The organism is Klebsiella planticola, from assembly GCF_000783935.2.
In the GTDB taxonomy this organism is placed as follows: Bacteria; Pseudomonadota; Gammaproteobacteria; order Enterobacterales; family Enterobacteriaceae; genus Klebsiella; species Klebsiella planticola.
Genome location: NZ_CP026047.1, coordinates 4,477,279 through 4,500,486 on the forward strand (window position 1 = coordinate 4,477,279; position 23,208 = coordinate 4,500,486).

The 23,208-nt window shown below is 53.1% G+C and carries 25 protein-coding genes and 1 pseudogene; 16 read left to right on the forward strand and 10 right to left on the reverse strand.

Annotated elements, in window-relative coordinates; all coding sequences use genetic code 11:
• Positions 1 to 15 precede the first annotated feature (15 nt).
• From MC50_RS21455 to MC50_RS21480, 6 genes are all read left to right on the forward strand, one after another.
• On the forward strand, positions 16 to 1,509 hold the full coding sequence (locus tag MC50_RS21455; RefSeq protein ID WP_032687712.1) for a UbiD family decarboxylase: 1,494 nt from the start codon (positions 16 to 18) through the stop codon (positions 1,507 to 1,509).
• Between the two features lie 11 nt (positions 1,510 to 1,520).
• A complete protein-coding gene (locus MC50_RS21460; protein ID WP_032687711.1) occupies positions 1,521 to 2,129 on the forward strand; it encodes a UbiX family flavin prenyltransferase in 609 nt (202 codons plus the stop codon).
• A 9-nt stretch (positions 2,130 to 2,138) separates the two neighbouring features.
• Positions 2,139 to 2,855: a DUF554 domain-containing protein gene (locus MC50_RS21465; protein ID WP_047664898.1), complete on the forward strand. Its 717-nt coding sequence runs from the start codon at positions 2,139 to 2,141 to the stop codon at positions 2,853 to 2,855.
• 52 nt (positions 2,856 to 2,907) lie between these two features.
• Positions 2,908 to 3,495, forward strand: a complete 588-nt coding sequence (idi, locus tag MC50_RS21470) for an isopentenyl-diphosphate Delta-isomerase (protein WP_032699841.1) — start codon at positions 2,908 to 2,910, stop codon at positions 3,493 to 3,495.
• A 9-nt stretch (positions 3,496 to 3,504) separates the two neighbouring features.
• Positions 3,505 to 3,954 (forward strand): YhbP family protein, encoded by a 450-nt coding sequence (locus MC50_RS21475; RefSeq protein WP_032696189.1) that lies wholly within the window; start codon positions 3,505 to 3,507, stop codon positions 3,952 to 3,954.
• A 148-nt stretch (positions 3,955 to 4,102) separates the two neighbouring features.
• The gene (locus MC50_RS21480; protein ID WP_047664899.1) at positions 4,103 to 4,831 is read left to right on the forward strand and encodes an SDR family NAD(P)-dependent oxidoreductase; all 729 of its coding nucleotides are present in this window, start codon (positions 4,103 to 4,105) and stop codon (positions 4,829 to 4,831) included.
• Positions 4,832 to 5,069: 238 nt separating this feature from the next.
• Here the strand turns inward: MC50_RS21480 and MC50_RS21485 are convergent, their stop codons facing one another.
• A complete protein-coding gene (locus tag MC50_RS21485) occupies positions 5,070 to 5,423 on the reverse strand; it encodes a winged helix-turn-helix transcriptional regulator (RefSeq protein ID WP_032696367.1) in 354 nt (117 codons plus the stop codon).
• A gap of 382 nt (positions 5,424 to 5,805) precedes the next feature.
• On the opposite strand from MC50_RS21485, the gene MC50_RS21490 reads away from it, so the two are divergent.
• The 3 genes and pseudogenes from MC50_RS21490 to MC50_RS28930 form a co-directional block, all read left to right on the forward strand.
• Complete coding sequence (locus MC50_RS21490) at positions 5,806 to 6,645, forward strand: SDR family oxidoreductase (RefSeq protein WP_047664900.1); 840 nt, start codon at positions 5,806 to 5,808, stop codon at positions 6,643 to 6,645.
• A gap of 172 nt (positions 6,646 to 6,817) precedes the next feature.
• Positions 6,818 to 7,834: an alpha/beta hydrolase gene (locus MC50_RS21495; protein ID WP_200876022.1), complete on the forward strand. Its 1,017-nt coding sequence runs from the start codon at positions 6,818 to 6,820 to the stop codon at positions 7,832 to 7,834.
• 302 nt (positions 7,835 to 8,136) lie between these two features.
• Positions 8,137 to 8,522: pseudogene (locus MC50_RS28930) on the forward strand (ISNCY family transposase); the annotation flags it as partial.
• A 247-nt stretch (positions 8,523 to 8,769) separates the two neighbouring features.
• Here MC50_RS28930 and MC50_RS21505 read toward each other — a convergent pair.
• From MC50_RS21505 to MC50_RS21530, 6 genes are all read right to left on the reverse strand, one after another.
• On the reverse strand, positions 8,770 to 9,318 hold the full coding sequence (locus MC50_RS21505; protein WP_223306625.1) for a DUF4451 domain-containing protein: 549 nt from the start codon (positions 9,316 to 9,318) through the stop codon (positions 8,770 to 8,772).
• A gap of 164 nt (positions 9,319 to 9,482) precedes the next feature.
• Entirely contained in the window at positions 9,483 to 11,357 is a 1,875-nt protein-coding gene (locus MC50_RS21510; protein WP_047664901.1) for a potassium transporter Kup, read from the reverse strand.
• A 23-nt stretch (positions 11,358 to 11,380) separates the two neighbouring features.
• Positions 11,381 to 11,875 (reverse strand): DUF1003 domain-containing protein, encoded by a 495-nt coding sequence (locus MC50_RS21515; protein ID WP_032687680.1) that lies wholly within the window; start codon positions 11,873 to 11,875, stop codon positions 11,381 to 11,383.
• A gap of 332 nt (positions 11,876 to 12,207) precedes the next feature.
• Positions 12,208 to 12,570 carry a YcgJ family protein gene (locus MC50_RS21520; protein WP_080748454.1) on the reverse strand — a complete coding sequence of 121 codons (363 nt, stop codon included), beginning with the start codon at positions 12,568 to 12,570 and terminating at the stop codon, positions 12,208 to 12,210.
• Between the two features lie 131 nt (positions 12,571 to 12,701).
• The gene (locus MC50_RS21525; RefSeq protein WP_047664902.1) at positions 12,702 to 13,136 is read right to left on the reverse strand and encodes a GNAT family N-acetyltransferase; all 435 of its coding nucleotides are present in this window, start codon (positions 13,134 to 13,136) and stop codon (positions 12,702 to 12,704) included.
• A 176-nt stretch (positions 13,137 to 13,312) separates the two neighbouring features.
• Entirely contained in the window at positions 13,313 to 14,647 is a 1,335-nt protein-coding gene (locus tag MC50_RS21530) for an aminotransferase-like domain-containing protein (RefSeq protein ID WP_047664903.1), read from the reverse strand.
• Between the two features lie 103 nt (positions 14,648 to 14,750).
• On the opposite strand from MC50_RS21530, the gene MC50_RS21535 reads away from it, so the two are divergent.
• Both MC50_RS21535 and MC50_RS21540 read left to right on the forward strand, forming a co-directional pair.
• On the forward strand, positions 14,751 to 15,641 hold the full coding sequence (locus MC50_RS21535; RefSeq protein ID WP_047664904.1) for a DMT family transporter: 891 nt from the start codon (positions 14,751 to 14,753) through the stop codon (positions 15,639 to 15,641).
• Positions 15,642 to 15,857: 216 nt separating this feature from the next.
• Positions 15,858 to 16,178: a putative quinol monooxygenase gene (locus MC50_RS21540; RefSeq protein WP_046852496.1), complete on the forward strand. Its 321-nt coding sequence runs from the start codon at positions 15,858 to 15,860 to the stop codon at positions 16,176 to 16,178.
• Between the two features lie 153 nt (positions 16,179 to 16,331).
• Here MC50_RS21540 and MC50_RS21545 read toward each other — a convergent pair whose 3' ends face one another.
• Entirely contained in the window at positions 16,332 to 16,694 is a 363-nt protein-coding gene (locus tag MC50_RS21545; protein ID WP_032687708.1) for a glyoxalase/bleomycin resistance/dioxygenase family protein, read from the reverse strand.
• Positions 16,695 to 16,803: 109 nt separating this feature from the next.
• A complete protein-coding gene (locus MC50_RS21550; protein WP_047664906.1) occupies positions 16,804 to 17,259 on the reverse strand; it encodes a winged helix-turn-helix transcriptional regulator in 456 nt (151 codons plus the stop codon).
• Positions 17,260 to 17,401: 142 nt separating this feature from the next.
• Here MC50_RS21550 and MC50_RS21555 point away from each other — a divergent pair, with 142 nt between their 5' ends.
• The 4 genes from MC50_RS21555 to MC50_RS21575 all read left to right on the forward strand — a co-directional run bounded on the left by MC50_RS21555 (position 17,402) and on the right by MC50_RS21575 (position 20,826).
• On the forward strand, positions 17,402 to 18,643 hold the full coding sequence (locus MC50_RS21555; protein WP_047664907.1) for an MFS transporter: 1,242 nt from the start codon (positions 17,402 to 17,404) through the stop codon (positions 18,641 to 18,643).
• A gap of 222 nt (positions 18,644 to 18,865) precedes the next feature.
• Entirely contained in the window at positions 18,866 to 19,447 is a 582-nt protein-coding gene (locus tag MC50_RS21565; protein WP_047664908.1) for a nuclear transport factor 2 family protein, read from the forward strand.
• A 194-nt stretch (positions 19,448 to 19,641) separates the two neighbouring features.
• Positions 19,642 to 20,223: a maltose acetyltransferase domain-containing protein gene (locus tag MC50_RS21570; protein WP_223306626.1), complete on the forward strand. Its 582-nt coding sequence runs from the start codon at positions 19,642 to 19,644 to the stop codon at positions 20,221 to 20,223.
• A 54-nt stretch (positions 20,224 to 20,277) separates the two neighbouring features.
• Positions 20,278 to 20,826, forward strand: a complete 549-nt coding sequence (locus tag MC50_RS21575; protein WP_080694449.1) for a DUF924 family protein — start codon at positions 20,278 to 20,280, stop codon at positions 20,824 to 20,826.
• 12 nt (positions 20,827 to 20,838) lie between these two features.
• Here the strand turns inward: MC50_RS21575 and MC50_RS21580 are convergent, their stop codons facing one another.
• Positions 20,839 to 21,858 carry a LacI family DNA-binding transcriptional regulator gene (locus MC50_RS21580; protein WP_047664909.1) on the reverse strand — a complete coding sequence of 340 codons (1,020 nt, stop codon included), beginning with the start codon at positions 21,856 to 21,858 and terminating at the stop codon, positions 20,839 to 20,841.
• A gap of 198 nt (positions 21,859 to 22,056) precedes the next feature.
• Between MC50_RS21580 and MC50_RS21585 the strand changes: the two genes are divergently transcribed.
• A complete protein-coding gene (locus MC50_RS21585; RefSeq protein ID WP_047664910.1) occupies positions 22,057 to 23,181 on the forward strand; it encodes an aryl-sulfate sulfotransferase in 1,125 nt (374 codons plus the stop codon).
• Positions 23,182 to 23,208: the final 27 nt, after the last annotated feature.

Genomic DNA, 23,208 nt, shown 5'->3' on the forward strand with positions numbered 1-23,208 from the left:
TAAGAGGTTTTACTGATGGAAAATATCCCTCCAGAAAAAGAAAACACCATCCATGATTTGCGCTCCGCGCTGGAACTGCTGCAGCGTACGCCAGGTGAATATGTCGAAACCAGCGTCGAAGTCGATCCGCAGGCGGAGTTGTCCGGGGTTTATCGCTATGTGGGCGCGGGCGGCACCTGCGAGCGTCCGACGCGTAAAAACGGCCCGGTAATGATGTTCAATACCATTAAAGGTTTTCCACAGACCCGGGTGGCTATCGGTATCAACGGCTCACGTAAACGCGTCGGCCAATTTCTGAACTGCGCGCCGGAAAAACTGGGCCAGCTGCTGAAAAACTCGGTACAGACGCCAATCGATCCGATTCTGGTCGAGGGGAACGCCATCTGTCAGGAAGTGGTGCACTATGCTGACCAACCTGACTTTGACCTTCGTACGCTGCTTCCCGCGCCGACCAATACCGAAGAGGATGCCGGCCCGTATATTACCATGGGGTTATGTTACGCCTCCGATCCACAAACCGGTGAGTCGGATATTACCATTCACCGCCTGTGTATTCAGAGCCGGGATGAGCTATCCATGTGGCTGACGCCGGGACGCCATATAGACGCGTTCCGCATGAAAGCGGAAGCCGCAGGCAAGCCATTGCCGATCTCTATCAGCATCGGCGTTGACCCGGCAATTGAAGTAGCCGCCTGTTTTGAACCGCCTACCACGCCGCTGGGTTTTGATGAACTGAGTATCGCAGGCTCCCTGCGCGGTCATGCGGTGGAAATGGTGAAGTGTAAAACCATCAATGAACGCGCTATCGCCCATGCGGAAATTGTTATTGAAGGTGAACTATTGCCCCATGTTCGGGTACGTGAAGATCAGAATACCAACACCGGTAAAGCCATGCCGGAATTCCCGGGCTATACCGGCGAAGCCAAAGCGGCGCTGCCTGTTATCAAGGTTAAAGCCGTCACTCATCGCCGCAATCCAATCTGGCGGACGACAGTGGGTCCCGGCGAAGAGCACGTCAACATGGCCGGTATCCCGACCGAAGCGAGCATTCTGGAAATGGTTGAGCGCGCAATGCCGGGCAAACTGCTGAACGTTTTCGCCCACTCGGCAGGCGGCGGTAAGCTGCTGGCGATCATGCAGTTTAAAAAATCAGCGCCTACTGACGAAGGGCGCCAGCGCCAGGCTGCGCTACTTGCTTTCTCCGCTTTCCCGGAGCTCAAGCATGTGATTCTGGTCGACGAGGATGTGGACATTTTTGACAGCGATGACGTGATGTGGGCAATGCAGACCCGGTATCAGGGGGATGTGGATACTCTCTTTATTCCTGGCGTACGTTGTCATCCGCTCGACCCGTCCCAGGCGGCAGGTTACAGCCCGTCAATTACCCAGGACGGTATGTCATGCAAAACGATTTTCGACTGTACCGTGCCGTTCCATCTGAAAGCGCATTTTGAACGTTCTCATTTTAAAGAAGTGGACGTGAAACGTTTTCTGCCGGATTTCGAATAAAGGAGTAAAGCATGGCCACACAACGCATTATCGTCGGCATCAGCGGCGCGTCGGGTTTTCAGTATGGCGTCAGGGCGCTGGAGTTACTTCAGGGCCGCGGGCTTGAAGTGCATCTTGTCATGTCGAAAGGCGCGGAAAAAACCTGCGAACTGGAAACGGACTATCGGCTTGCGGATGTCACGGCGATGGCGGATGTGGTCCATTCTCCTGGTAATCTGGGCGCCGCGATCTCCAGCGGCTCGTTTAAGACGCTTGGCATGCTGGTAGCTCCTTGTTCCATGCGCTCGCTTGGCTGTATTGCCCACAGTATGACGGACAATCTGCTTACGCGCGCGGCAGATGTGGTCCTCAAGGAGCGCCGCCGACTGGTGCTGATGGCGCGTGAGACGCCGCTCAACCTGAGCCACATACGTAATATGCAGCTGGTGACGGAGATGGGAGGGATCATCTTTCCACCGGTGCCCGCGCTCTATCAACGCCCGCAGACCCCGGATGAGATTATCACTCATAGCGTGGCGCGCGCGCTGGATCTGTTCGGCCTGGATGTCCGCGCCATTCCTCGTTGGGGGGAAGAGGGGCTACCCGCACAGCCGGAGAGCGTCGTTCCTGTCACGCTCTAAGGAAATAATATGTTAATTGGACCCTATGTTAACGGTGGCGCTGTCATCGTGGGCGGCCTGCTCGGCGCCCTTGCCAGCAGTGCTATTTCGGAGAGGGTAAAAACCTCGCTACCGCTTATTTTTGGGCTATGTTCGGTTGGCCTTGGGATCAGTCTGATCATTAAAGTGACGTTTATGCCCGCCGTCGTACTGGCGATGATCATCGGCACCGCTATTGGTGAAATCCTTTATGTCGAAAGAGGTATCGGCAAGGTGGCCGGTTCCACCCGTTCAGTTATCAACGCTTTTTTACCGCCGGTGAAGGGATTAACCCAGGAGGCGTTCACCGAGAAGTTTGTGGCGATCCTTGTACTGTTTTGCGCCAGCGGTACGGGTATTTTCGGCGCTATGCATGAAGGCATGACCGGCGATCCGTCGATTCTTTATATCAAGACGGTCCTCGATCTCTTCACCGCCGGGATTTTCGCCACCATGCTTGGGTTTGCGGTGATGACTATCGGTTTGCCGCTGATAGTTATCCAGGTGGCGCTCGCGATGCTGGCCACGATGATCCTGCCGCTGCTCTCGGCGGATATGATGGCGGATTTCTCCTGTGCCGGCGGCCTGTTAATGGTTGCGACCGGTTTACGTATCTGCAATATCAAGATGTTCCCGGTCGCCAACATGCTACCCGCGCTGGTGTTGGTGATGCCATTCTCCTGGCTATGGGCCCATCTCATTGGTTAGCGCCTGCCGTTGCCCGGCGCATGCCGGGCATTGTGCTGCTTGAGGTGAAACAATGACATTACGCTCTGCTTATGAACATGTTGTATTGCTGGACGAGGAACAGAACCCTGTCGGCACGTTACAAAAACGGGTCGCTCATCATGAGCACACCCCGCGGCATCTCGCGTTCTCAACATGGCTATTCAACTCCGACGGCGACTGCCTGCTGACGCGACGTTCGCTTGATAAGAAAGCCTGGCCTGGCGTATGGACCAACTCAGTCTGCGGCCACCCGCAGTGGCAGGAGTCATTCGAGAGCGCAATTCGCCGACGCTGCCGCTATGAAGTTGGGGTAGAGGTGGAGGGGATTACGCTCGTTGACGAGACCTTCGGTTACTGTGCGACCGATCCGTCAGGCATTGTTGAAAATGAATATTGTCCGGTCTATGCCGCCCGGGTCACCACATCGCTTACGCTTCGTCAGAGTGAAGTTATGGATGCTCGTTGGGTGCCGCTTGCGGCACTTAGCGCGGCCGTGGACAACCTCCCTGAACTGTTTAGTCCATGGCTGGTGATGCAACTGTGTGCGCCTGGGAATATTGACCGGTTCAGGCAATATGCTTCGCAGCTGTCCGCTTACTCGCCGGTGCTAACGGCATAAGGAAAAGCCATGGAGATATTCTCTCGCATCAGCGAGTGGCTGAAGGTTCAGCATGTCGTGGCGTACTGCGTTAGCGACGGCGTATCGCTGTGGTGCGCCAACGCTTTCTATGTCTTTGACCCCGCCGCAGTCGCTTTTTACCTTTTAACCAGTCCCGCGTCACGACATGGTCGGATGGCGGGTAAACGGACTCTGGTCGCGGGTACCGTCAGCGACCAGTCGCAGACGGTTATCCACATTCGCGGCCTGCAATTTCGTGGCGAACTTCGCCAGTTGCAAAGTCAGGAGGGCGAGGACGCCCGTAAACGCTATTACCAACGCTTTCCGGCAGCACGCGTCATGTCCGCCCCGGTGTGGGCCATCGACATTGATGAGATGAAATTCACTGATAATAGGCTTGGCTTCGGCAAAAAACTGTCCTGGCGACGCGACGGCGACCCCTCTTCATCAGCAAATTAGAGAGGAGAGCGGATGACAACCTGTACGCACGAAATGGTCTGGTCATGAAGTGATTGGGGCGGTGGGCGTCAACGGCGCTCATGGCGCGAATGATACGCTGATAGCAGTAGGCTGCTGTCGAAGCATTAACGAATGAAAAGGAATAAACATGGCGGAATTGCAGAATAAACATTTGCTGATCGTTGGCGGAAGTTCCGGTATCGGCTTTGCGATAGCACAGCGCGCTGGCCTGGAAGGAGCCAGACTGACTCTGATGGGGCGTAGCCAACAACGGCTGGATGAGGCGCGCGCTATGCTGAAAGCGCAGAATATAAAGGTGTGTGAAACGCTAGCTTGCGATGCCCACGATCATGATGCATTGCAAGCCTGTTTCGCTAAGCTTGCGCCATTTGATCATCTGGTTTCGATGGTTGGAGACGCCATGGGCGGCGGTTTTCTGGCAGCAAGCATGGAGACTATCGAGCATGTCATTCACTCTAAATTTCTTACCAACGTAGTGATCGGGAAGCTGGCTGCCAAGAAGCTCCGTTCCGGTGGTTCGCTGATCTTTACATCCGGTACCGGTGGCCGGGCGCAGCATGCCTGTGCGAGCTATGTGGGTAATCTCGGTATCCAGGCACTGGTGCAGGGGCTGGCAGCGGAAATGGCGCCTGAGGGGAGGGTTAATGCGGTCGCGCCCACCTGGACCGTTACCCCTTTCTGGCGAGAACAGTCCAGAGAGCAAGTGGATAATACCCGCCAGCATTTCGCCAGCGTTATTCCACTGGGGCGTACGGCTGAAATTGACGAGCTGGCGTCTGCCTATTTGTTCCTGATGAAAAATGATTTTGTGACCGGACAGCAGCTAGCGGTGGATGGCGGGATCATGCTCGGTTAATTTTTCTGGCTAGTGTTAGAACGGGAGCCCTGGCGTTCCCTGAGCAATATCAGCGCATATAGCGTTCAGGTCCGTCGGTGTGACGCTGCCGGAAGCGGTTCTTTCCAGCGACGGCCGACGCGTTACTCAAGGATTAATCTTTGCCGAATAATTTGAAGGCGCCGTGTAAAAATTAGCGGTGAGGGGGCCTTAACAGGATGACGCCAAATCAAGGCCTCGCCGGGAAGCATTGCAGATCTTACTGCTTCTCTAATGTCATTTTATTAACCAGAATATCTCCAATATTAAATTGTAGCCAATCCACGAGTTCTTTAATTTTACCCGCAGCCTCTTCGCCAAGTGGTGTGAGGGTATATTCAACGTGGGGCGGGACGGTGTTGAACGATTTTCGCAGCAACATTTTATTTTCTTCAAGCTGTTGTAGCGTTTGGGTCAACATTCGTTCGCTCACGCCTTGCACCTCCCGGCGAAGTTCGCCAAAGCGTTTCGTGCCATTTTTCAGCACTAACATTACAAGCAATCCCCATTTGCCCGTTATTTGGTGCAAAATTTCACGGGAAGGACATTGTGAAAGCAACACATTGCCCAGCATTCTGTCTTCTACAAAAAATTCTTCAGGAATTTTCTCGCGCAACGCAGTTTGATCCAGCCGATCGTGCATTTATAGAACCTATTTAACATAAACACTTACTAAAAGTAAGTTTAGTGAATTTAAGTCTCTCCTACAACCAAAAATGCAAAAAAATTGCCAGATCGGACTGTTGATGATGCTATTTCTCCGCTTCACATAAAACAAACTCACTTTTATTTTATTTAAAAATCAATAAGTTAAAAAATAATGATAACTTAATCACATACTTACATTTTTGTACGTACTTCCTAAAAGTAAGTTTTAACCTATAATGAATCACATCAAGGCCGAACGATTCGGCAACCATGGTCGAAATTCAACATACTTTTCAAAGGAATACATAATGAAAACTATCGCAGTAACAGGTGCAACAGGTCAATTCGGCGCAATCGCTCTGGCAAAACTGCAAGAAAAAGGGGCAAACGCGATCGCCCTGGTACGTAACCCGGCAAAAATTCCAGGGGCGGAAGCGCGGGCATTTGATTATTCAAAAGTTGAAGGTCAAGTAGAGGCCCTGCAGGGTGTGGACACACTACTTTTAGTCTCAAGTAGCGAGGTAGGCCAGCGTGAAGTACAACATAAAAACGTGATCGAATCGGCGAAAAAAGCGGGTGTAAGGCATATTATCTACACCAGTTTGCTCGGTGCAACCAGTGGAAATACCGTTGGCTTATTAGCAGATGAACACATTGCTACCGAGCAAGCCTTAAAAGCATCAGGGTTAACCTATACTATTTTACGTAACGGCTGGTACACCGAAAACTATACCGCTTCTGTGCCAGCGGCATTAGCATTAAATGCATTTTACGGTTCGGCAAAAGATGGAAAAATTGCTTCAGCATTGCGTGCTGATTATGCGGAAGCCGCAGCAAATGTGGCATTCGGCGAAGGGCACGATAACCAAACTTACGAACTGGCAGGTGACAACGCTTATACCCTTACAGAATTAGCAGCAGAAATCAGCAAACAAGCGGGTAAAGAGATCCCTTACGTGGATATTCCCGCTGCAGATTACGAAAGCGCGTTGTTAAATGCAGGTTTGCCAGAAGGACTGGCACACTTACTTGCTCAGGCGGATGTTGATGCCTCAAAAGGGGCCTTATTCTCAACCGACAAAACACTTTCTCGTTTGCTCGGTCGCCCAACACAAGATTTAGCCGTAGCGGTAAAAGCAGCGCTTTAATTTTATTTTCAGGCGTGTTCTGCACGCCTTTTTTTATTGTTTGAATGTCACTGGTAATACACGACTCGAAGTCCGTATTTGGGCGCCTCCCTCTGACTTTTCCAAAAAAATTACCGGTTGCCAACAGCTGATTATCCTGATGACCAGCTCCAAATATAAAAAAGGAGGCAACATGGAACAACGATTACAGGTGGTAAAATTGAGAAACAATGCAATGAAAAAGTTAGCGACCTTGTTTACCGTTGGGATATTAGCGTTTGGGAGTTTGAATGTTATGGCAAGAGAACAGTCTGCCAATATGGATTCATTGCGTGAAATGATGAGCAAAATGCCTCGGGTGAATACGCAGGGGGTTACTTATAAATGGCTTGATATACCTTATGCGACTCAGTCAAACGCACAAAAGTTAGATATTTACTTACCCAGTGAAGGCAAGGCGCCATATCCGGTGATCATCGCCATTCACGGCGGTGGTTTCATTTTCGGCGATAAAGGCACTAGCGAAGTAGATGCTCCGATGACAGGGCTAAAACGCGGCTACGCCGTCGTGTCAATCAACTATCGCCTGGCTGGCGAGGCGACTTTCCCTGCGGCAGTATACGATGTTAAGGCCGCGGTGCGTTTTATAAAAGCGAATGCGGAAAAATATGGCTTAGATCCTCATCGGGTGGTGGCGTGGGGCGATTCTGCAGGGGCCAATTTAGCCTCAATGCTTGGTACAACGGCAGGCATTCCTGTGCTGGAAGATTTAAGCCTGGGCAATGCAAAGCAAAGCAGCCGCGTGAATGCCGTAGTCAGTTTCTTTGGCCCGACCGACTTTAGTGCTATGGACGCCCAATTCAAGGAAAGTGGTAAAAAGTCGTTGCAAATTCACAATGCTGCGGATTCGGGCGAGTCACAATATATGGGGATGCAAATCAGTAAAATTCCTCATTTAGTTAGATTTGCTAATCCACAAAGCTATATTTCAAAGGATAGCGTGCCATTTTTCCTGATGAACGGTTCGGAAGACCCAATCGTGCCAACCCAACAAAGTGAAAATTTTGCGAAAGCGTTACAAGCCGTGATTGGTGAAGATAAAGTTACCTACGTTCAGCTCCAGGGAGCAGGACACGGTACAGCCGAATTTGAGGCGAAAGAGAATTTGGATCAAGTTTTCCAGTTTCTTGAGAAACATCTGAAGCGTTAACTCTCTTAACGGTTTTAAGCCAGGTACGTGAACACCGCGGCAAAGATTTCTTTTCAGGTGCCCGGCAGCAAAGCATGCTGGCGCCTGAGCTCCTGAAGATAATGGAAACCTGTGATAACTAATTGAAGGAAGGGGATGTATATGACCGAGGCAGGTCTACGTGTGGTGATGCACTCAGTGCCCTCCAGATACCATTTAACATAATATACATTATGCGCACCAATGATGTGATAGCAAAATTGTAGTATCCGACCAGGACAAGTTAACCATCAAGGGATTCTGATGACGGCGAGTTTTTCACGTTGGATGAAGTTAACCGACTCAAAACCAGTCAGGATGTTGTCGACCGGCGTTTGACAACACAGACGGCCGCGCAGCGCCTGGGTATCTCCGATCGTCAGTGTCGATGTCGTCTTCTTTCGCGTTATTGTGAATCTGGTCCACTGGGTATGGCTAGCCGTCGTCGCGGAAAACCAAGCAATAATGAGCTGCCTGGATATGCACTCAACCTAATCCGTGAACGTTATACCGACTTTGGATCGACGCTGGTCACGATGTCTATCAGTCGAAAGAAACTGTCCGGTCGCTTATGGTTAAAGCCAGTCTCTGGGTTCCCCGCAAATAACGAGCACCAAAACTTCAGCAACCACGCTATCGACGTGCCTGTTACGGTGAGCGGATCCATATCGCTACGCAGATTTTGCAGCCGATGCTGTCCTGCGAGATATTCGCAGAAATCATGATCTCTATCTGGCCAATGAGACCGCACGTAAACTTTATGACCCGGGACGATTTATGGATCCCCAGAAAACTGCCACCGCGTGTACATCCGCCACGTCCACGGTGCTGCCTTACCGGAGATGTCATTGGATATTAAATCTCCGATGCAGCATCTCGCATCTTCGTTTCCTTATCTCCTGTCACTGCTGTCGAATTTATCTAAAACTCCACTGTGCCGTAATGACAAATACTGACGGTATGATAATGCCAACATCCATCCCAAAATAAGACGTAAAATTATACTGAAAGCCATGATAGATATAGGGGGAAAAGCCTATTCCTGTCGCTTTCTTAAAATCATGGTATGAACCATGATCGCCGCAATCACTGAAAGCATCAAAGAAAAACTCACCTACATATCCATATATTCCCTTAAAAACCCAGCCGTTATCCCAACCTGCCCAATCCCTTCTTACGCCGGCAGCCAGGCATCTGTCATCAAAGCTGTTTTTCATCGTGCCTAGCACAAAACTATATTTTGAATCATCCGAGAATTTTCGCTCCACGGAGATGAAGTTATTTTCAAAATTCTCAGTATACTGCCCGTGATTGTGCGTTAAATGATAAACATATGAGCCCGTATTTATTGAGTACAGGTTTATTTCATCCGCAGAACAGTACCATGTAACCAAATACAAACTTCCGCACCACCACCATGTGGTATATCGTTTACGGCCATCCGGTTTATATTGCGCATTATCCATACACCCTCACATTGACTAAAGTACTGAAAATTATGGCTACATTTCTAATGAGCCACGGATTAGACAATTTTACTGAGCTTTGACAATATGCTAATTTTGCTCCAACGCTGACTCCGAAGCCGATAAAACCGCCGCCGGATGAACGCCATTTCTCTACTACCGCGCTAAATTGCTACCCGCCGACCAATTTCCACCACCTGATCGCCCGGCAAGCGATAGTAATTGGTAATGTGGGTACTGTTTCTCACCATAAACGCAAAACAGTTACGCTGCCACGCGACCATGCCATGCCCCTCGAGCGCGATGATCGTCTCGTGCCCCAGATACCAGGTGATCTCTTCAGGAACAAACGGAACCGCCAGTCCTGGGACGCTATGAAGAAGCTCTGGAATATGCGGTTGCTCCATAAAGCCATAATGCGCAACGCCCTGCAGATAACCCGGTGCCCGCTCGGTAAGCACCAGTCGCCTCCCCGCTTCCACATAAGGGATGTTCTGTACTTCAATGGTCAACGAGATGACTTGCTGTTGCAGAGCGCGATTGCGCGCGACGTGCCAGCGCATGACCGGCGGCACACCATTCTGACTACGCGTTAAAAACACCGCAGTACCCTGAACGCGAGGCACCTGCAGTCGGTTGATTTTATTGAAGAACTCATCGACAGCCATCACTTTCTCATTAATCGCGCGAGACGTGGCCTTCACACCGCGGTTCCAGATAAGCATAACGCCGCAAACGATCGCCGCCAGCATAAGCGGGATATAACCGCCCTCCATCACTTTCACCAGATTGGCAATCAGAAAACTGCTGTCGATCAGCAGAAAACTGACGGCAACCAGAGTGCTGGCAAGCAGATTCCAGCCCCAGATTTGCCGCATAGCCATGAACAGCAGTCCGGAGGTCATCAACATCGTCAACGACACTGCGATCCCATAGGCTGCGGCGAGGTTCTCCGATGACTTAAACGCAATTGCGAGACCAACGGTAACGACCATCAGCAGCCAGTTAATCGTGCCGATATAGATTTGCCCGTAGCTCTCCGCGGTGGTTTGTTTGATATGCAAGCGCGGAAACCAACCCAGCTGAATTGCCTGTCGGGTCATTGAAAACGCCCCGGTAATAATGGCCTGACTGGCAATGATGGTGGCCAAAGTGGCAAGAATAACCAGTGGAATTTGCAGGAACGGTGGACAAAGACGGAAGAAGATATTCTGTGAAATGTCCGCACCAGCAAGAATTATCGCTGACTGGCCTGCATAGTTGAGTAATAACGCCGGAAACGCCAGGCCAAACCAGGCCATCCAGATTGGTTTTCTGCCGAAATGGCCCATATCCGCATAAAGTGCTTCAGCTCCAGTGACACACAGAAAGACACCGCCTAATACCAGGAAGCTGCTGAAACCATTTGAAAGTAAAAAGGAGACACCGTAAGCCGGATTAATCGCCAGCAGCACTGCCGGATACTGGACGATACCCGATATTCCCAGCGCGGCAATTGCCACAAACCACAATGTCATCACCGGACCAAAGATTTTACCTATTTTAGCGGTGCCAAAGGGTTGAATGGCGAATAAGGTAACCAGAATCACTACCGTGGCAGGCAGTATAAAAGAGTGCGCCTCAGGAAAGATAATATTCAGCCCTTCAAGGGCGGAAAGCACGGAAATAGCCGGCGTAATTGCGCCATCTCCGTATATCAGCGCCGCACCAGTCAACGCAGAAAATGTCACCCACTTACTATCTTTACCTTTATGTACCAGCAATGACATCAGGGCCATGATTCCGCCCTCGCCATTATTATCCATACGCATGGCGAAGATGGCATATTTAACGGAAGTAACCAGAATAAGCGTCCAGATGATAAGCGATAATAAACCCAGAATGACGTCGGGAGTGGGACTATCGCCGGATAACAGAAGTATCGTTTTTAACGTATACAGTGGGCTGGTGCCGATATCACCAAAAACCACCCCCAGCGCTCCTCCTGCCAGTATGAGCTTTCCTGATGTCCTGTGGTTCGCTGAGTGATTATTGTCCATGATTCCCCGTCCATCTGCTTTTTTTATTTAATATTCTGATGTTGGGTGAGCTGTAGCGTTAATTTCTCAATGCGTTCAGCCATTTGCCGCGTCAGGTCCGTTAATTCGGTATTTTGCTGCAATAAAATCATCAACTGTTCAGATTGCCGCTGTGCGAGCCCCTGTCTCTGGCTTATATCTTCCGCCAGCTCCTCACGGTGCTGTGCATCGGCTAACGCGTGCGCCCCATCGCGCTCTGCCTGTCGGGTTTGCGCCAGCAGGATCAGCGGCGCCGCGTAGGCTGCCTGTAAACTGAATGCCAGATTAAGCAAAATAAAGGGATAAGGGTCAAACCGGGTCCATCCGATAATATTGATAAGGATCCAGACAACGACAATGACCGTCTGTGCCACCAAAAACGTCGGTGTGCCAAAAAAACGGGCGAATGCTTCAGCTTTCAGGGCAAACCACTCATCACCAAACGTATGCGAGTAGCGGGATAATGGTCGATGAAAGCGGAAAATATCCTTCTTATTCATAGGACACCCATAAGATAAGTTGCATTCCTGAAAGAGAAAAGCGGTTGTTCTGTATTAAGAATATAGCTAAAGGTACCCGGTTCGGCCTGGCCATCCTTATGAAAGTTCAGGAAAACAGCGACGTCGGGCGATCGAGACGGAACGACAGCGCGCAGGGCGAACGGAGCCTCATTGGCCCTAACACCGGACCGGATGGAAGAGCGTGGTCGGCGAGCGAATGTTGACAACACCGGCGCGGGACGCGTCCGGCAGATAATAAAACGGGTTCAGGACAGGGATCGCAAAGCCGCAAGTGACTTCCCTGCCCTTCACCACGGGTGAGCGGAAAGGCCTTACTTCCCGAACAGCAGCCGGGTATATTTTGTCGAAATTGCCCCGCTGTGTTTACCATCTGCACCGTAATATCGGTCTTCACGGCACAGCTTCTCCTTAATGTCGCAGAACGTGCCGCCGGCAAAGGTAAACGAACTCGGGTCAAATTTACCCTGTGAACTCAGTCGTTTCGCCGCTTCTTTGCCCAGATATTTCTCAGTCATGGCGTGAGAAACGCCGTCTGTCGCCGTGGCGCAGATGTACTTATCACACAGGACCTGTGCTTCCGGCGAGTAAAGGGAAACCAGTTGTTTCGCACAGACGGGGATTGCTGCCGTCGCCAGCAGCAATGTCAATAAGCATGGTTTTATGTTGATATGCACTGAATAATCCCGTTCAATAATCTATGTGTGTTTCGGATAATCCGCATTGCTCATGCTGAGCGATGTCAGACTATTTGAATATATTGTCGATGTCTACCGCAGATAATTCTGCAAGTCGGCAAACTGGCGGCTTATCTGATATAACCCTGCTCACGCATTTTCACTAAACCTTCATCGTTCAGGCAGACCATACCCGTCGTGAGTAATTCAAATCCGTGACGCTGATAAAATCCGGTTTTATCCGGCACCGAATAAATAAAAATTTTCCCGTAGGGTAACAGCACATTACATATTGTCTGCATTAACTGACGGCCATAGCCTTGCCCCTGATAACGCGGATCTACGGCCACATCGGCCAGATAGCTACACCAGGTGAGATCGCTTATTGCTCTGGCTACCGCAACCAGCTGGCCATTGTGAAAACCAAACCAGCAGAACGTACTGTGGCGAAAGGCCTGTTCAAGCAACGAGATATCGCGTTGCCCCAGACCGGAAGCCGCGATAAGCTCAGCCAATGCCCGCCAGTCAACCGAGTTAAGCCCCTCTTTACCTTGCAGCGTCATCATGGTGGTACCCTTTAAAACCGCAGATATAAGCGATCGTTTATAGCAGGGAACGGTTGAAATTTATATGTGTGATAAATATTCATTCGCAGGTCAGCAGACGATGAACTTTCTGGCGCGTATTCTGTCTTCTGCCGCGGATACCGAGTCCGGACCTCCCTTCCCTGCGTTTTTTCATGCTAACGATATTGTTCTGATTCGATAGCCTCGCGGACCTGAAGCAGCGCCGTACGTAAATGGGTGATATTCACCGAACCAAGCGCAACCCGGATAGCCTGTGGTACCGCCAGTGATGTAGAGAATGGCTCAGCCGTTGAAACGGAAATATTGTTATTCATCAGTCGGTTGGCTACCCGGTCGGCCCTGGACTCATCCGGCAGCGGGAGCCAGGCAAAATAGGACCCCGGATGGGTGATACAAGCCATATCCCCGAGCGCTTCTCTCAACATGGATTGCCGCTGGCGCGCGTCCCGTCGCTTCAGCATTTCAAAACGGGAGACGGTCCCATCCTGTATCCAGTTGCATACCAGGGTCGTCATAATAGACGGCGTATTCCAGCTCGTTGCGCGGACCGCTCGTTCCAGTATCCCTCGGTAAGCGTCAGGGCAGATAACGGCGCCGACTCTCAGTCCGGTGGCGACATTTTTGGAAAATCCGTTGATGTAGAGAGTACGTTCTGGTGCAAAAACGGCGACCGGCGGAGGCGGACGATTAGCCAGATAGGCATAAGCGGCATCTTCAATGATCACAAGATCATGAGCGCGGGCAATGTCGGCCAGTGTTTTACGTTGCCGTTGGCTCAGCACCCAGCCCAGCGGATTATGTAACGTCGGCATGGTATACACGGCGCGCACATCTCTTTTTTGGCAAAGTTGCTGCAAGGCGGCGAAGTCCGGACCGCCGGACAGAGAAGGTATCGCGATAAGTTCGAGATGGTATAGCGCGGCCAGGGCTTTAAAGCCGGGATAGGTCAGCGCATCAACGGCCACCACATCGCCGGGTCTGAGCAGGCCCATCACCGCGATAGCCAGTCCATGCTGGGCGCCGTTGACGATAATCACATTCTCCGCTGAAGGTTGAAAGCGGTTCCCGGCAAGATGCCCGGCAATGATCTCGCGTTCGCTAAGCCTGCCGGCATGAGGCTGATAGCGTAAATGTGATTCAATATCACCGGCGGCGGCAACCCGTCGCAGAGCGTCACGTAGCGCATCGCCCTGCCCAGCTAAGGTCGGATAGTTAAAATTCAAATCAAGGACATCGCTGGCCACAGCATGCTGATCGACGCCGTGGCCTGGCGGCAGCGCAATCTCTCTGACGAACGTCCCACGCCCGGTCTCCCCGCTGACCAGCCCCATCGCTTCCAGCTCTGCATAGACCCGCGTCGCCGTTGCCAGAGAAATATGCTCCTTTGCCGCAAGATCGCGATGAGTTGGCAAACGCGTCCCCGACGTGATGTCACCGCTGCGAATCAACGCCGCAAACCGATCGACGATGGCTTTATAACGGGCTTTCATCCAATGTATCCATGACAATAATTTGATTGTATCAGATTCGTGAGATTACCATCGGCGCACCCGATGCTCAAGATGATGAGTGTCCCCGCAACGTGAGGTCATAGTGGTAAATTCTACAGCATATAAAGCCGCACCAGGTTCAGTTTCCGGCTGGCTAAATGGTCTGCTCGGCGTCGTGATATTCAGTGGCTCTTTACCCGCCACGCGGGTCGCCGTGCTCGATATGGACCCGTTTTTTCTGACCTTCCTGCGGGCAACTATTGCCGGGGCGTTGGCGCTGATACTCATTTTTGGCTTTCGGGAAAAACGCCCGCAGGCGGGCCAGCTGTTACCGCTGGTTGTGGTATCACTCGGTGTGATCGTCGGTTTCCCTTTACTGACCGCAATGGCGTTGCAGCACGTGACGTCGGCGCATTCCATCGTCTTTTTAGGGTTGCTGCCGCTCGCCACGGCGATTTTCGGCGTAATTAGAGGCGGCGAGCGGCCAAAACCCATTTTCTGGATCTTCTCTCTGCTGGGGAGTCTGCTGGTCATGGGATTTGCGTTATCCCAGAGCGCCGCCGTTTCACTGACCGGGGATCTGCTGATGCTGGCCGCCGTGATTGTCTGCGGTCTGGGGTACGCGGAAGGGGCGAAACTGACTCGCGTGCTGGGCGGCTGGCAGGTCATCAGTTGGGCGCTGATTATTTCCCTGCCCTTTATGCTGATGGCATCCATTCTGACTCTGCCGGCCTCTTTAAGCCAGATCTCTGCTTCCGCCTGGCTGGCGCTAGGCTATGTTTCACTCTTCAGCATGCTGATCGGCTTTATCTTCTGGTACAAAGGGCTAGCTATCGGGGGAATTGCCGCCGTCGGTCAGCTACAGCTGTTACAGCCGTTCCTCGGGCTGACGCTATCGGCTACGCTCCTGCATGAAACCGTCAGCCCGCTGATGATGCTGATCACGCTGGGCGTTATATTATGCGTGATCGGCTCGCGAAAATTTGCCAGGTAACATGCTATTCCTGGCCCTGGTATCGACTTGATTCAATGGGGTACAGGGCTATGGCGTTTGCTTTCTGCCACGACGCCCTCCATCATCGCCTCAGCTCTGGCAGCCTGACGCGATGGTGGTCCGGGCTGGATCAAGCCCCCGCACGCGACTACTCTGAATAGTTGGTCCCTGGCTCAGATAACCCAGGCTTATCCCCGCTGAACAAAAGGCGCCCCAATGAGTGAAGTCAATATTATTGCCACCCTTACGCCCTTTCCTGAATTTATCGATACTATCCGCCACGCTGCCAGGGCTATGGTTGCCCCGACCCACAAGGAAGCGGGCTGCCTGCAATACGACCTGCATGAAAGTCATGCCATTCCCGATGTCCGCGATCTCAGTCAGCGGGGTAACGTGTCGTTTGTCTTTATCGAACGTTGGAAATCTGAGGACGATCTGAGAGAACACGTGGCGATGCCTTACCATGATGACTTTCTCGAGATTTTAGCTGGCAAGCTGGCAAGCCTGAACGTGCAGCGGTTAAGCAAACTGCCGTGATTTGGCTGGCAGCAAAAAATGAGACGGGCGCTGATTGAGTCACCGCACCATCATGGCGTAGAGGCCAGAAGACCTCTACCCAGGATGGGGTCTTGATGCCGGGATGATAAATAATCGCCGGTGGCCAGTCGGTAGCCCATCGGCAAAGAGAGATTACCAGGCCTCTGGTTCCCGCAGCATATGGACAATATTGCAGGGATTCATGATCCATCCCCCTTTAAACCCTTCCGGTAAGGGCTCAACTGCGTCGCAGCGCACGACGCCATGCTGTTCAACATGTTTTTCCGCCGCGTGAAAATCGGGTGTGAACAGTTCCAGCCAGACTTCCGCCTGACTGAGGCCCGGCGCTTCATCGATCCACAGTCGGTTTGGGCCAAGGATGAAGCCGGTGGCTGGCGCTTTATCCGTAATCTCCGGAAGCCTGAGCGTTTGCCGGTAGAAATCCAGCGTCTGCTGATACTGGTGCGGGGGAACCTTCATCGCAATATCAATTCCCCCCTTAATTTCAGTATTCATAAAGCTGACCTCATTTCGCGGGATGAACATTGCCCGGCGATGCGCGCTTGTTGCCTGCGCCGGGAAGTGGAATGAGTATAGCTGACCGGCGGCGCCTGACTTTCCGCCGCTACTCGCCTTTTACCACTCGCCGACGATGGCAATCCTGCGGCGCCAGCGGTTTGCCATCAGCAGAGCGCACCTCCAGCGGCATAACCGCCCGGTTCGACGCCTTATCCAGCAGTACCGAATGCACCTCTCCGCGTTCAAACATGTAGCGCTCTCCCCACTGCCGCATGGCTACCACGATGGGAAATGCGGCGCGACCACGCTCGGTCAGCACGTACTCTTTATAAGCGCTGCCGTCAGATGCCGGACAGATCTCGAACACGCCCAGATTAACCAACTGCTTCAGGCGCGAGGCGAGGATGTTTTTTGCCAGACCGAGATTCTTTTGAAATTCACTGAAGCGTCGGACATCGTCAAAGGCCTCACGAATGATCATCATGCACCAGCGTTCGCCGATTGCCTCCAGAGTCCTGGCGACCGGACATTCACCGTCGGTGAGTGATTTCTGCTTCGCCATTCGGCATCTCCTTCTTTCACTGGGCGAATTGCACTGCCGCCAGAATAAGCGCAAACGAAACTAGTTGCAAAAAAAAACCTTTATGATTAATTATGGGCAATCTGGTTTTAAAAAGAAACCACCATTTACGCAGGAAAACATCATGAAGACGAAGCCATGCCTGAAAGAAGAGACGGCGTTAACGGACTACGCAGCCGAGTCCGATCGGGAGGAACAGCGGTTAACGCCGTGGCTCACTTTCCTGTTTTCACTGACGGCGGCGCTGGCCGTCGCCAATGTCTATTTTGCCCAGCCTTTGCTTGAATCGATGGCAACAAGTCTCAGCGTACAGCCCGGAACGGTAGGATTGGTGGTAACCATGACGCAGATCGGCTATGCGGTCGGTCTGCTGTTTATTGTGCCGCTCGGCGACCTTGTGAACCGCAAATATCTGGTTATCACCCAGCTGTTGCTACTGGCGACCGCGCTGACGGTCGCGGGCTTGTCACAACGCTGGTTCATGTTCCTCGGCGCCATGGCGCTTGTCGGGATCATGGCGGTCGTTGTGCAGATCGTGGTGGCCTGTACCGCCGCGCTGGCCGCCCCTGCCGAGCGCGGTAAAGCGGTAGGCAGGGTCACCAGCGGCGTAGTGCTGGGGATTCTTCTCGCCCGCTTAACCTCAGGGGTGATTGCCGATCTTGCCGGATGGCGCGCGGTATATCTGAGCGCAGCCAGCCTGATGCTGTTGCTGGCCGCGGTGCTTTCTCAGACGATGCCGGCCGCCAGGAAAGTGCCCATGTCAGGAAGCTATCTGGCGCTGATGGCATCGGTTTTCCACCTGCTGATGACGGAACCGACGCTACGGGTCAGAGGCATCTTTGCGCTGCTGATTTTTGCCGCCTTCAGCGTCTTGTGGACGGCTCTGGTTTTACCTCTCAGCGCTCAGGGTCTTTCGCATACGCAGATCGGGTTGTTTGGCCTGGCGGGCATCGCCGGCGCCCTGGCCGCGTCAAAGGCCGGACACTGGGCCGATCGCGGGGCAGCACAGCGCGTCACCGGCATCTCTTTGGCATTACTGCTCTTTGCCTGGGCCCCGATCGCCAGGGCCGAAACCTCCCTGCCGCTGCTGGTCATCGGAGTCATCATTCTGGATTTCGCCGTACAGGCAGTCCATGTCACTAACCAGAGCCTGATATTTGCCGCACGGCCCGACGCGCAAAGTCGGTTAGTCGGAGCGTACATGGGCTTTTACTCTGTCGGCAGCGCGCTGGGGGCCGTGGTGGCGACGCAATGTTATGCGCTTTGGGGCTGGAACGCAGTGTGTCTGGCTGGTGCCGGCATCAGCGCGGCGGCGCTGATTTTCTGGCTGGGGTTACGGAAAAGATCGCCTGTCCGTTGGATGTAACGGGGTGGCGACAGTGCGACCATCATCTTCCCGCGCCCCGCCTGATATACCGTGATACCGGGTGAACGGGTGGTACTATTATCGGCTATGTAGCCAACATCTATCTGCCAGGCAAACGTCGCCGTCACCTCCGCATCCGGGTCGCGCTTTCTGAACTGACTATTTGAATTTAACCCTGCCGTTACGCAAACTGAAGGCTGTCAACTAACAGGAGCTGAAGCGATGAACAATCAACAACAAGACCGCCAACAACTCAACGACCTGGTGAATGGCTGGATGCATCGCGACCTCGGTGAATGGGCCGCGCTACGTCAGCTGTTTCACCCTGATGGCACGATCGAAATCACGTGGTTTGAAGGGCTGGCGCGCGATTTTGTCGACGGTTCCATGCGGATGGGAGCATCGGACCTACGCACCAAACACCTTATCGGCACACCCGTGATCACCTTTAACGCCAGAGGGAACAAAGCCATCCTTGAGACCAACGCCATGATCATCGCTGAAAACGTCAAACTCAATCTGGGCTGTGAATGCCATAACCGGTTTTACGATCGGGCAGAAAAAAGAGACGGAGTGTGGAGGCTGTTTCACCGGCAGAGCATTTACGATATGGGTACCTTTACCTTCCCGCTCGGTCCGGTTGAGATTGACCCGTCGGTAGCGCAGGCTTACCCCCGTGAATACGCTGCTTTGGCCTATCTCCTGGAACAAAGCGGTTTTCCGCTGGGACGGATTTTTGCTACCCGCGGCAGCGAACTGGAAGTGAAGATGAAAGCCGAAGCCAAAAGCTGGCTGTTGGCCTAAGCACACTATCAACAATCCGGGTTCGATTTTTAACACAAATCCGTGATATGTATAAAAAAGTATTTTTTTATAGCCTCAAGGATGTCTCGGCTTATCACCCTGGCGACACCCCGCCCTTGGTCCGGGCGGACGCGCGATGGCACGTAAACCAGATGCGGTAAGCCCTCTACTTCAGCAATACAAAGGATCTCAAGATGATGACGCAACGGGAACGACTCGCCAGTGGCTACCTGTATACCGATATGGATGAGGGGATGCCGGAAGAGCGGCTGCGGGGAAAAATGCTGGCGTATGAATTTAACCATACGTCCCCCGCAGAACCCGAGAAACGCGTGGCGTTGATCCGCCAGATGATGGGCCGCGTCGGGAATAACGTATGGATTGAGCCACCGCTGCACGTGGCCTACGGCAGCCAAATCAGTATCGGCGATAACTTCTACGCAAATTTTAATCTGGTGGTAGTCGACGATGGCAAAGTGATTATCGGCAATAATGTCATGATTGCCCCTAACGTCACCATCTCGACCACCGGACACCCGATTGATCCCGCGGTTCGCATCAGCGGTCAGCAGTTTTCACAGACCGTCACGCTGGAAGACAATGTGTGGATCGGTAGCGGCGCAATCATTAATCCTGGCGTGACCATTGGCCGTAACAGCGTGATAGGCGCCGGTAGCGTGGTAACAAAAAATATTCCCGCCAACGTCGTCGCCGCCGGGTGCACAGACCGATCGGCGAACAAGATCGCCGGAACGCGCTGGCAGGTTTGCCGGTGATGGATGCGGAGTAAAACCACAGGCAGCCGTTGAGGATTCATAACAGGAGTGAAGATGTCGGTTAACACGATGAGAGACGCCCACGAAATTCTGGAGTTCTGGTTTCATCAAACCCCGCCTGAACGCTGGTTCCGATCGGACGAGGGCTTTGATGAACAGATTCGTCACCGCTTTTCTGCGGTTCATCAGGCAGCCTTGCGCGGTGAGCTGGCCGAGTGGCGGGAGAGCCTCTCCGGCCGGCTGGCGGAAATCATCGTGCTCGATCAGTTTTCACGCAATCTGTTTCGCAATAGCCCACTTTCATTCGCGGCTGACGGTATGGCGCTGGTCCTGGCACAGGAACTGGTCAAACAACCTGACTTTGACCAGCTTCCTGTTGAAAGACGCGATTTTGCCCTGCTGCCGTTTATGCATTCGGAATCGCCAATCATTCATGATACTGCGCTCACGCTCTATCAGCGCTACGCGAGCACACGTTCACTCAGAGCAGAAACCGAGCACAAGCGGGTGATCGACCAGTTTGGCCGCTATCCGTATCGCAATCAGGCGCTCGGCAGGAGCTCGACGCCGGAAGAGCTTTGCTGGCTTCAAAAGCAACGGTAGTCGTCACCGCGCTCAGCTCAATTCAGGCAAACGGCTTGAGGCTCTGACCACCAGTTCCGGCATCTGACCGCGGCTGCCAGCGACGTTTTGCCCGGCCAACACGGCAAACAGTAGCGTAATCGCCTGCCTGGCGACCTCATCGAGATGCATGTTCACCGATGTCAGCGGCGGCTGGGATTCTCGGGCACGAATACCGTCGTATCGGGTGGCTAAGCGCATTCGTTGGGGGATCGCGGTGGCGGTTTCATGAAAGGCGCGAACCGCCCCGCTGGCAAAGGTGTCGACCAGTACCAGAAGGCCATCCACATCGGGATTATCCTGCACCAGCCGACGCGCGGCCTGATAGCCAGCGGTTTCCCCCTCCTCTTCATTGAGGTAATAGATGACCGGCGCCTGCCGTCCTTCGCACCAGAGCAGGTAAGCGGCTTCCGTTTCCAGCGTTGAGGCCCGACGCGTTGTACCGACAAAAAGCGCGCACCGGTCGGCGCCTTGCGTCTGCAGGTGCGTCAGCAGCAGCGTGGCCGTGGCGGCAGAATGGAGATCCACCCATGGAACCGGAGTTGGCGTTCCCGGCGTGCGGCCAATGGTAATACAGGGGATCCCTGCCTGCTCAAGCGCGCGCAGCTGCGGATCGTTTTCCGCGGGTTCCAGCAGAATCGCGGCATCAAAGGTCACCATATCCAGCGGGTTCTTTCCCGGCGGCACCAGGATCAGCGCATGCTGCTTCTCCAGCGCCATAATCGCTGCGGTAAGCGCAATTTCCATCATAAAACCCAGCTTCGACGCCCCGGACGCAATGGTCAGCGGCAGAGAAGAGAGAAGTGCAATGGTGTTTGTTTTTCCGGTTCGTAGCTGGCGCGCGCGAATATTCGGGGTGTAGTTGAGCGCCTGAATCGCCTCTTCGATTCGCTGTCGCGTCTCAGGTTCAACAAAACGGGTGTTATGCAACGCATTGGAGACGGTACCCGGCGACACGCCAGCGTGACGGGCAACATCGATCAGTTTTGCGCGTTTCTTATCGTGAACAGACATAGACCTGGCGTTCCCTGTGTTTTTACGCTCAGGGTAGCACATTTCCCTCGTATGATTTTCCGCACTATGACATAACAAAATCATATTAAAAAAGTGGCTATCACCCGTAGCCCTGAAACGGTCGTTCCTATCTAATGTTGCTTCATTAAAACGTTTTAATGAACAATTTTGACGGCAAATCGTTCCTCAGGAGGCTACGTGGCACACTTATCTCAGGATCCGGCTTTTACCCTCGGGCGTCGTCCGAGCGGATTGACCCTCGCCAACAGGGAGAAAAGCTTTGGCGGCTATACCCTCTTTGCCCCACAGACTGCCGAAGGTCGGGTCTATCTGATTGATGAACAAGGAGAGGTGGCGCACCAGTGGCAGCTCCCGGTTCGCGCCGGACGTGATGCGGTGCTGTTACCTAACGGCAACCTCGGCTATAACGGCAGCCATCGCACCTCGGCGAATCTCTATCCGGCCTGGGACCTGTGGCACGGCGGCGATTTCTATGAAGTCACGCCGGATAACGAAGTGGTCTGGCATTACGAGGATATTTTCCATCATCACGATGCGCAGTGGCTGGCGAACGGTCATCTGCTGTACACCGCCGCCGCCCCGCTGCCGGCGGAAATAGCCGCCCGGGTTACCGGCGGCGACCCGCGCCGCGATGCGCCGGATGGCATCATTCAAAGCGATGTTGTCAAAGAGGTTAACCGCGACGGCGAAGTGGTATGGGAATGGCGCGCCTGGGAGCATCTGTCGCCGGAGGATTATCCGGTACATACGATCTTCGATCGCCGTCACTGGCCGATGATCAACGGCCTCTCGGTTACCCGTGAGGGGCTGGTGCTGATGAGCCTGCGCACAACATCCGGCGTCATTGCCGTAGAGAAAGAGAATGGCAACGTTGTCTGGCACGCGGGAGCGGATATTGTCGCCCAACAGCACACGCCGGTCGAGATGGCCAATGGCACCATTCTGGTGTTTGATAACGGCAATCTTCGTCAGGGGGTAACCTCTCCGCACTCAACGGTGCTGGAATTCGATCCACACACCATGGCTATCACCTGGCAATATCGCGATATTTTCCCCCCTGCTTTTTTCTCGCCCTATATGGGAAGCGCTCAGCGCCTGGCGAACGGCAACACCTTTATTTGCGAATCGGCATTTGGCCGTCTGTTTGAAGTGACGCCGCAGGGCGAGACGGTATGGGAATACATCATTCCCTACTTCAATACCTACCCGGAACACCTCAGCAAGGGCATTATCCCCGGTCTGCAGAACAGCGCTTTCCGCGCGCACCGCTATGCTGCCGATGCGCTGCCGTGGTTGAAATAATTCGCCGCCGTCGGCCTGTGTCGACGG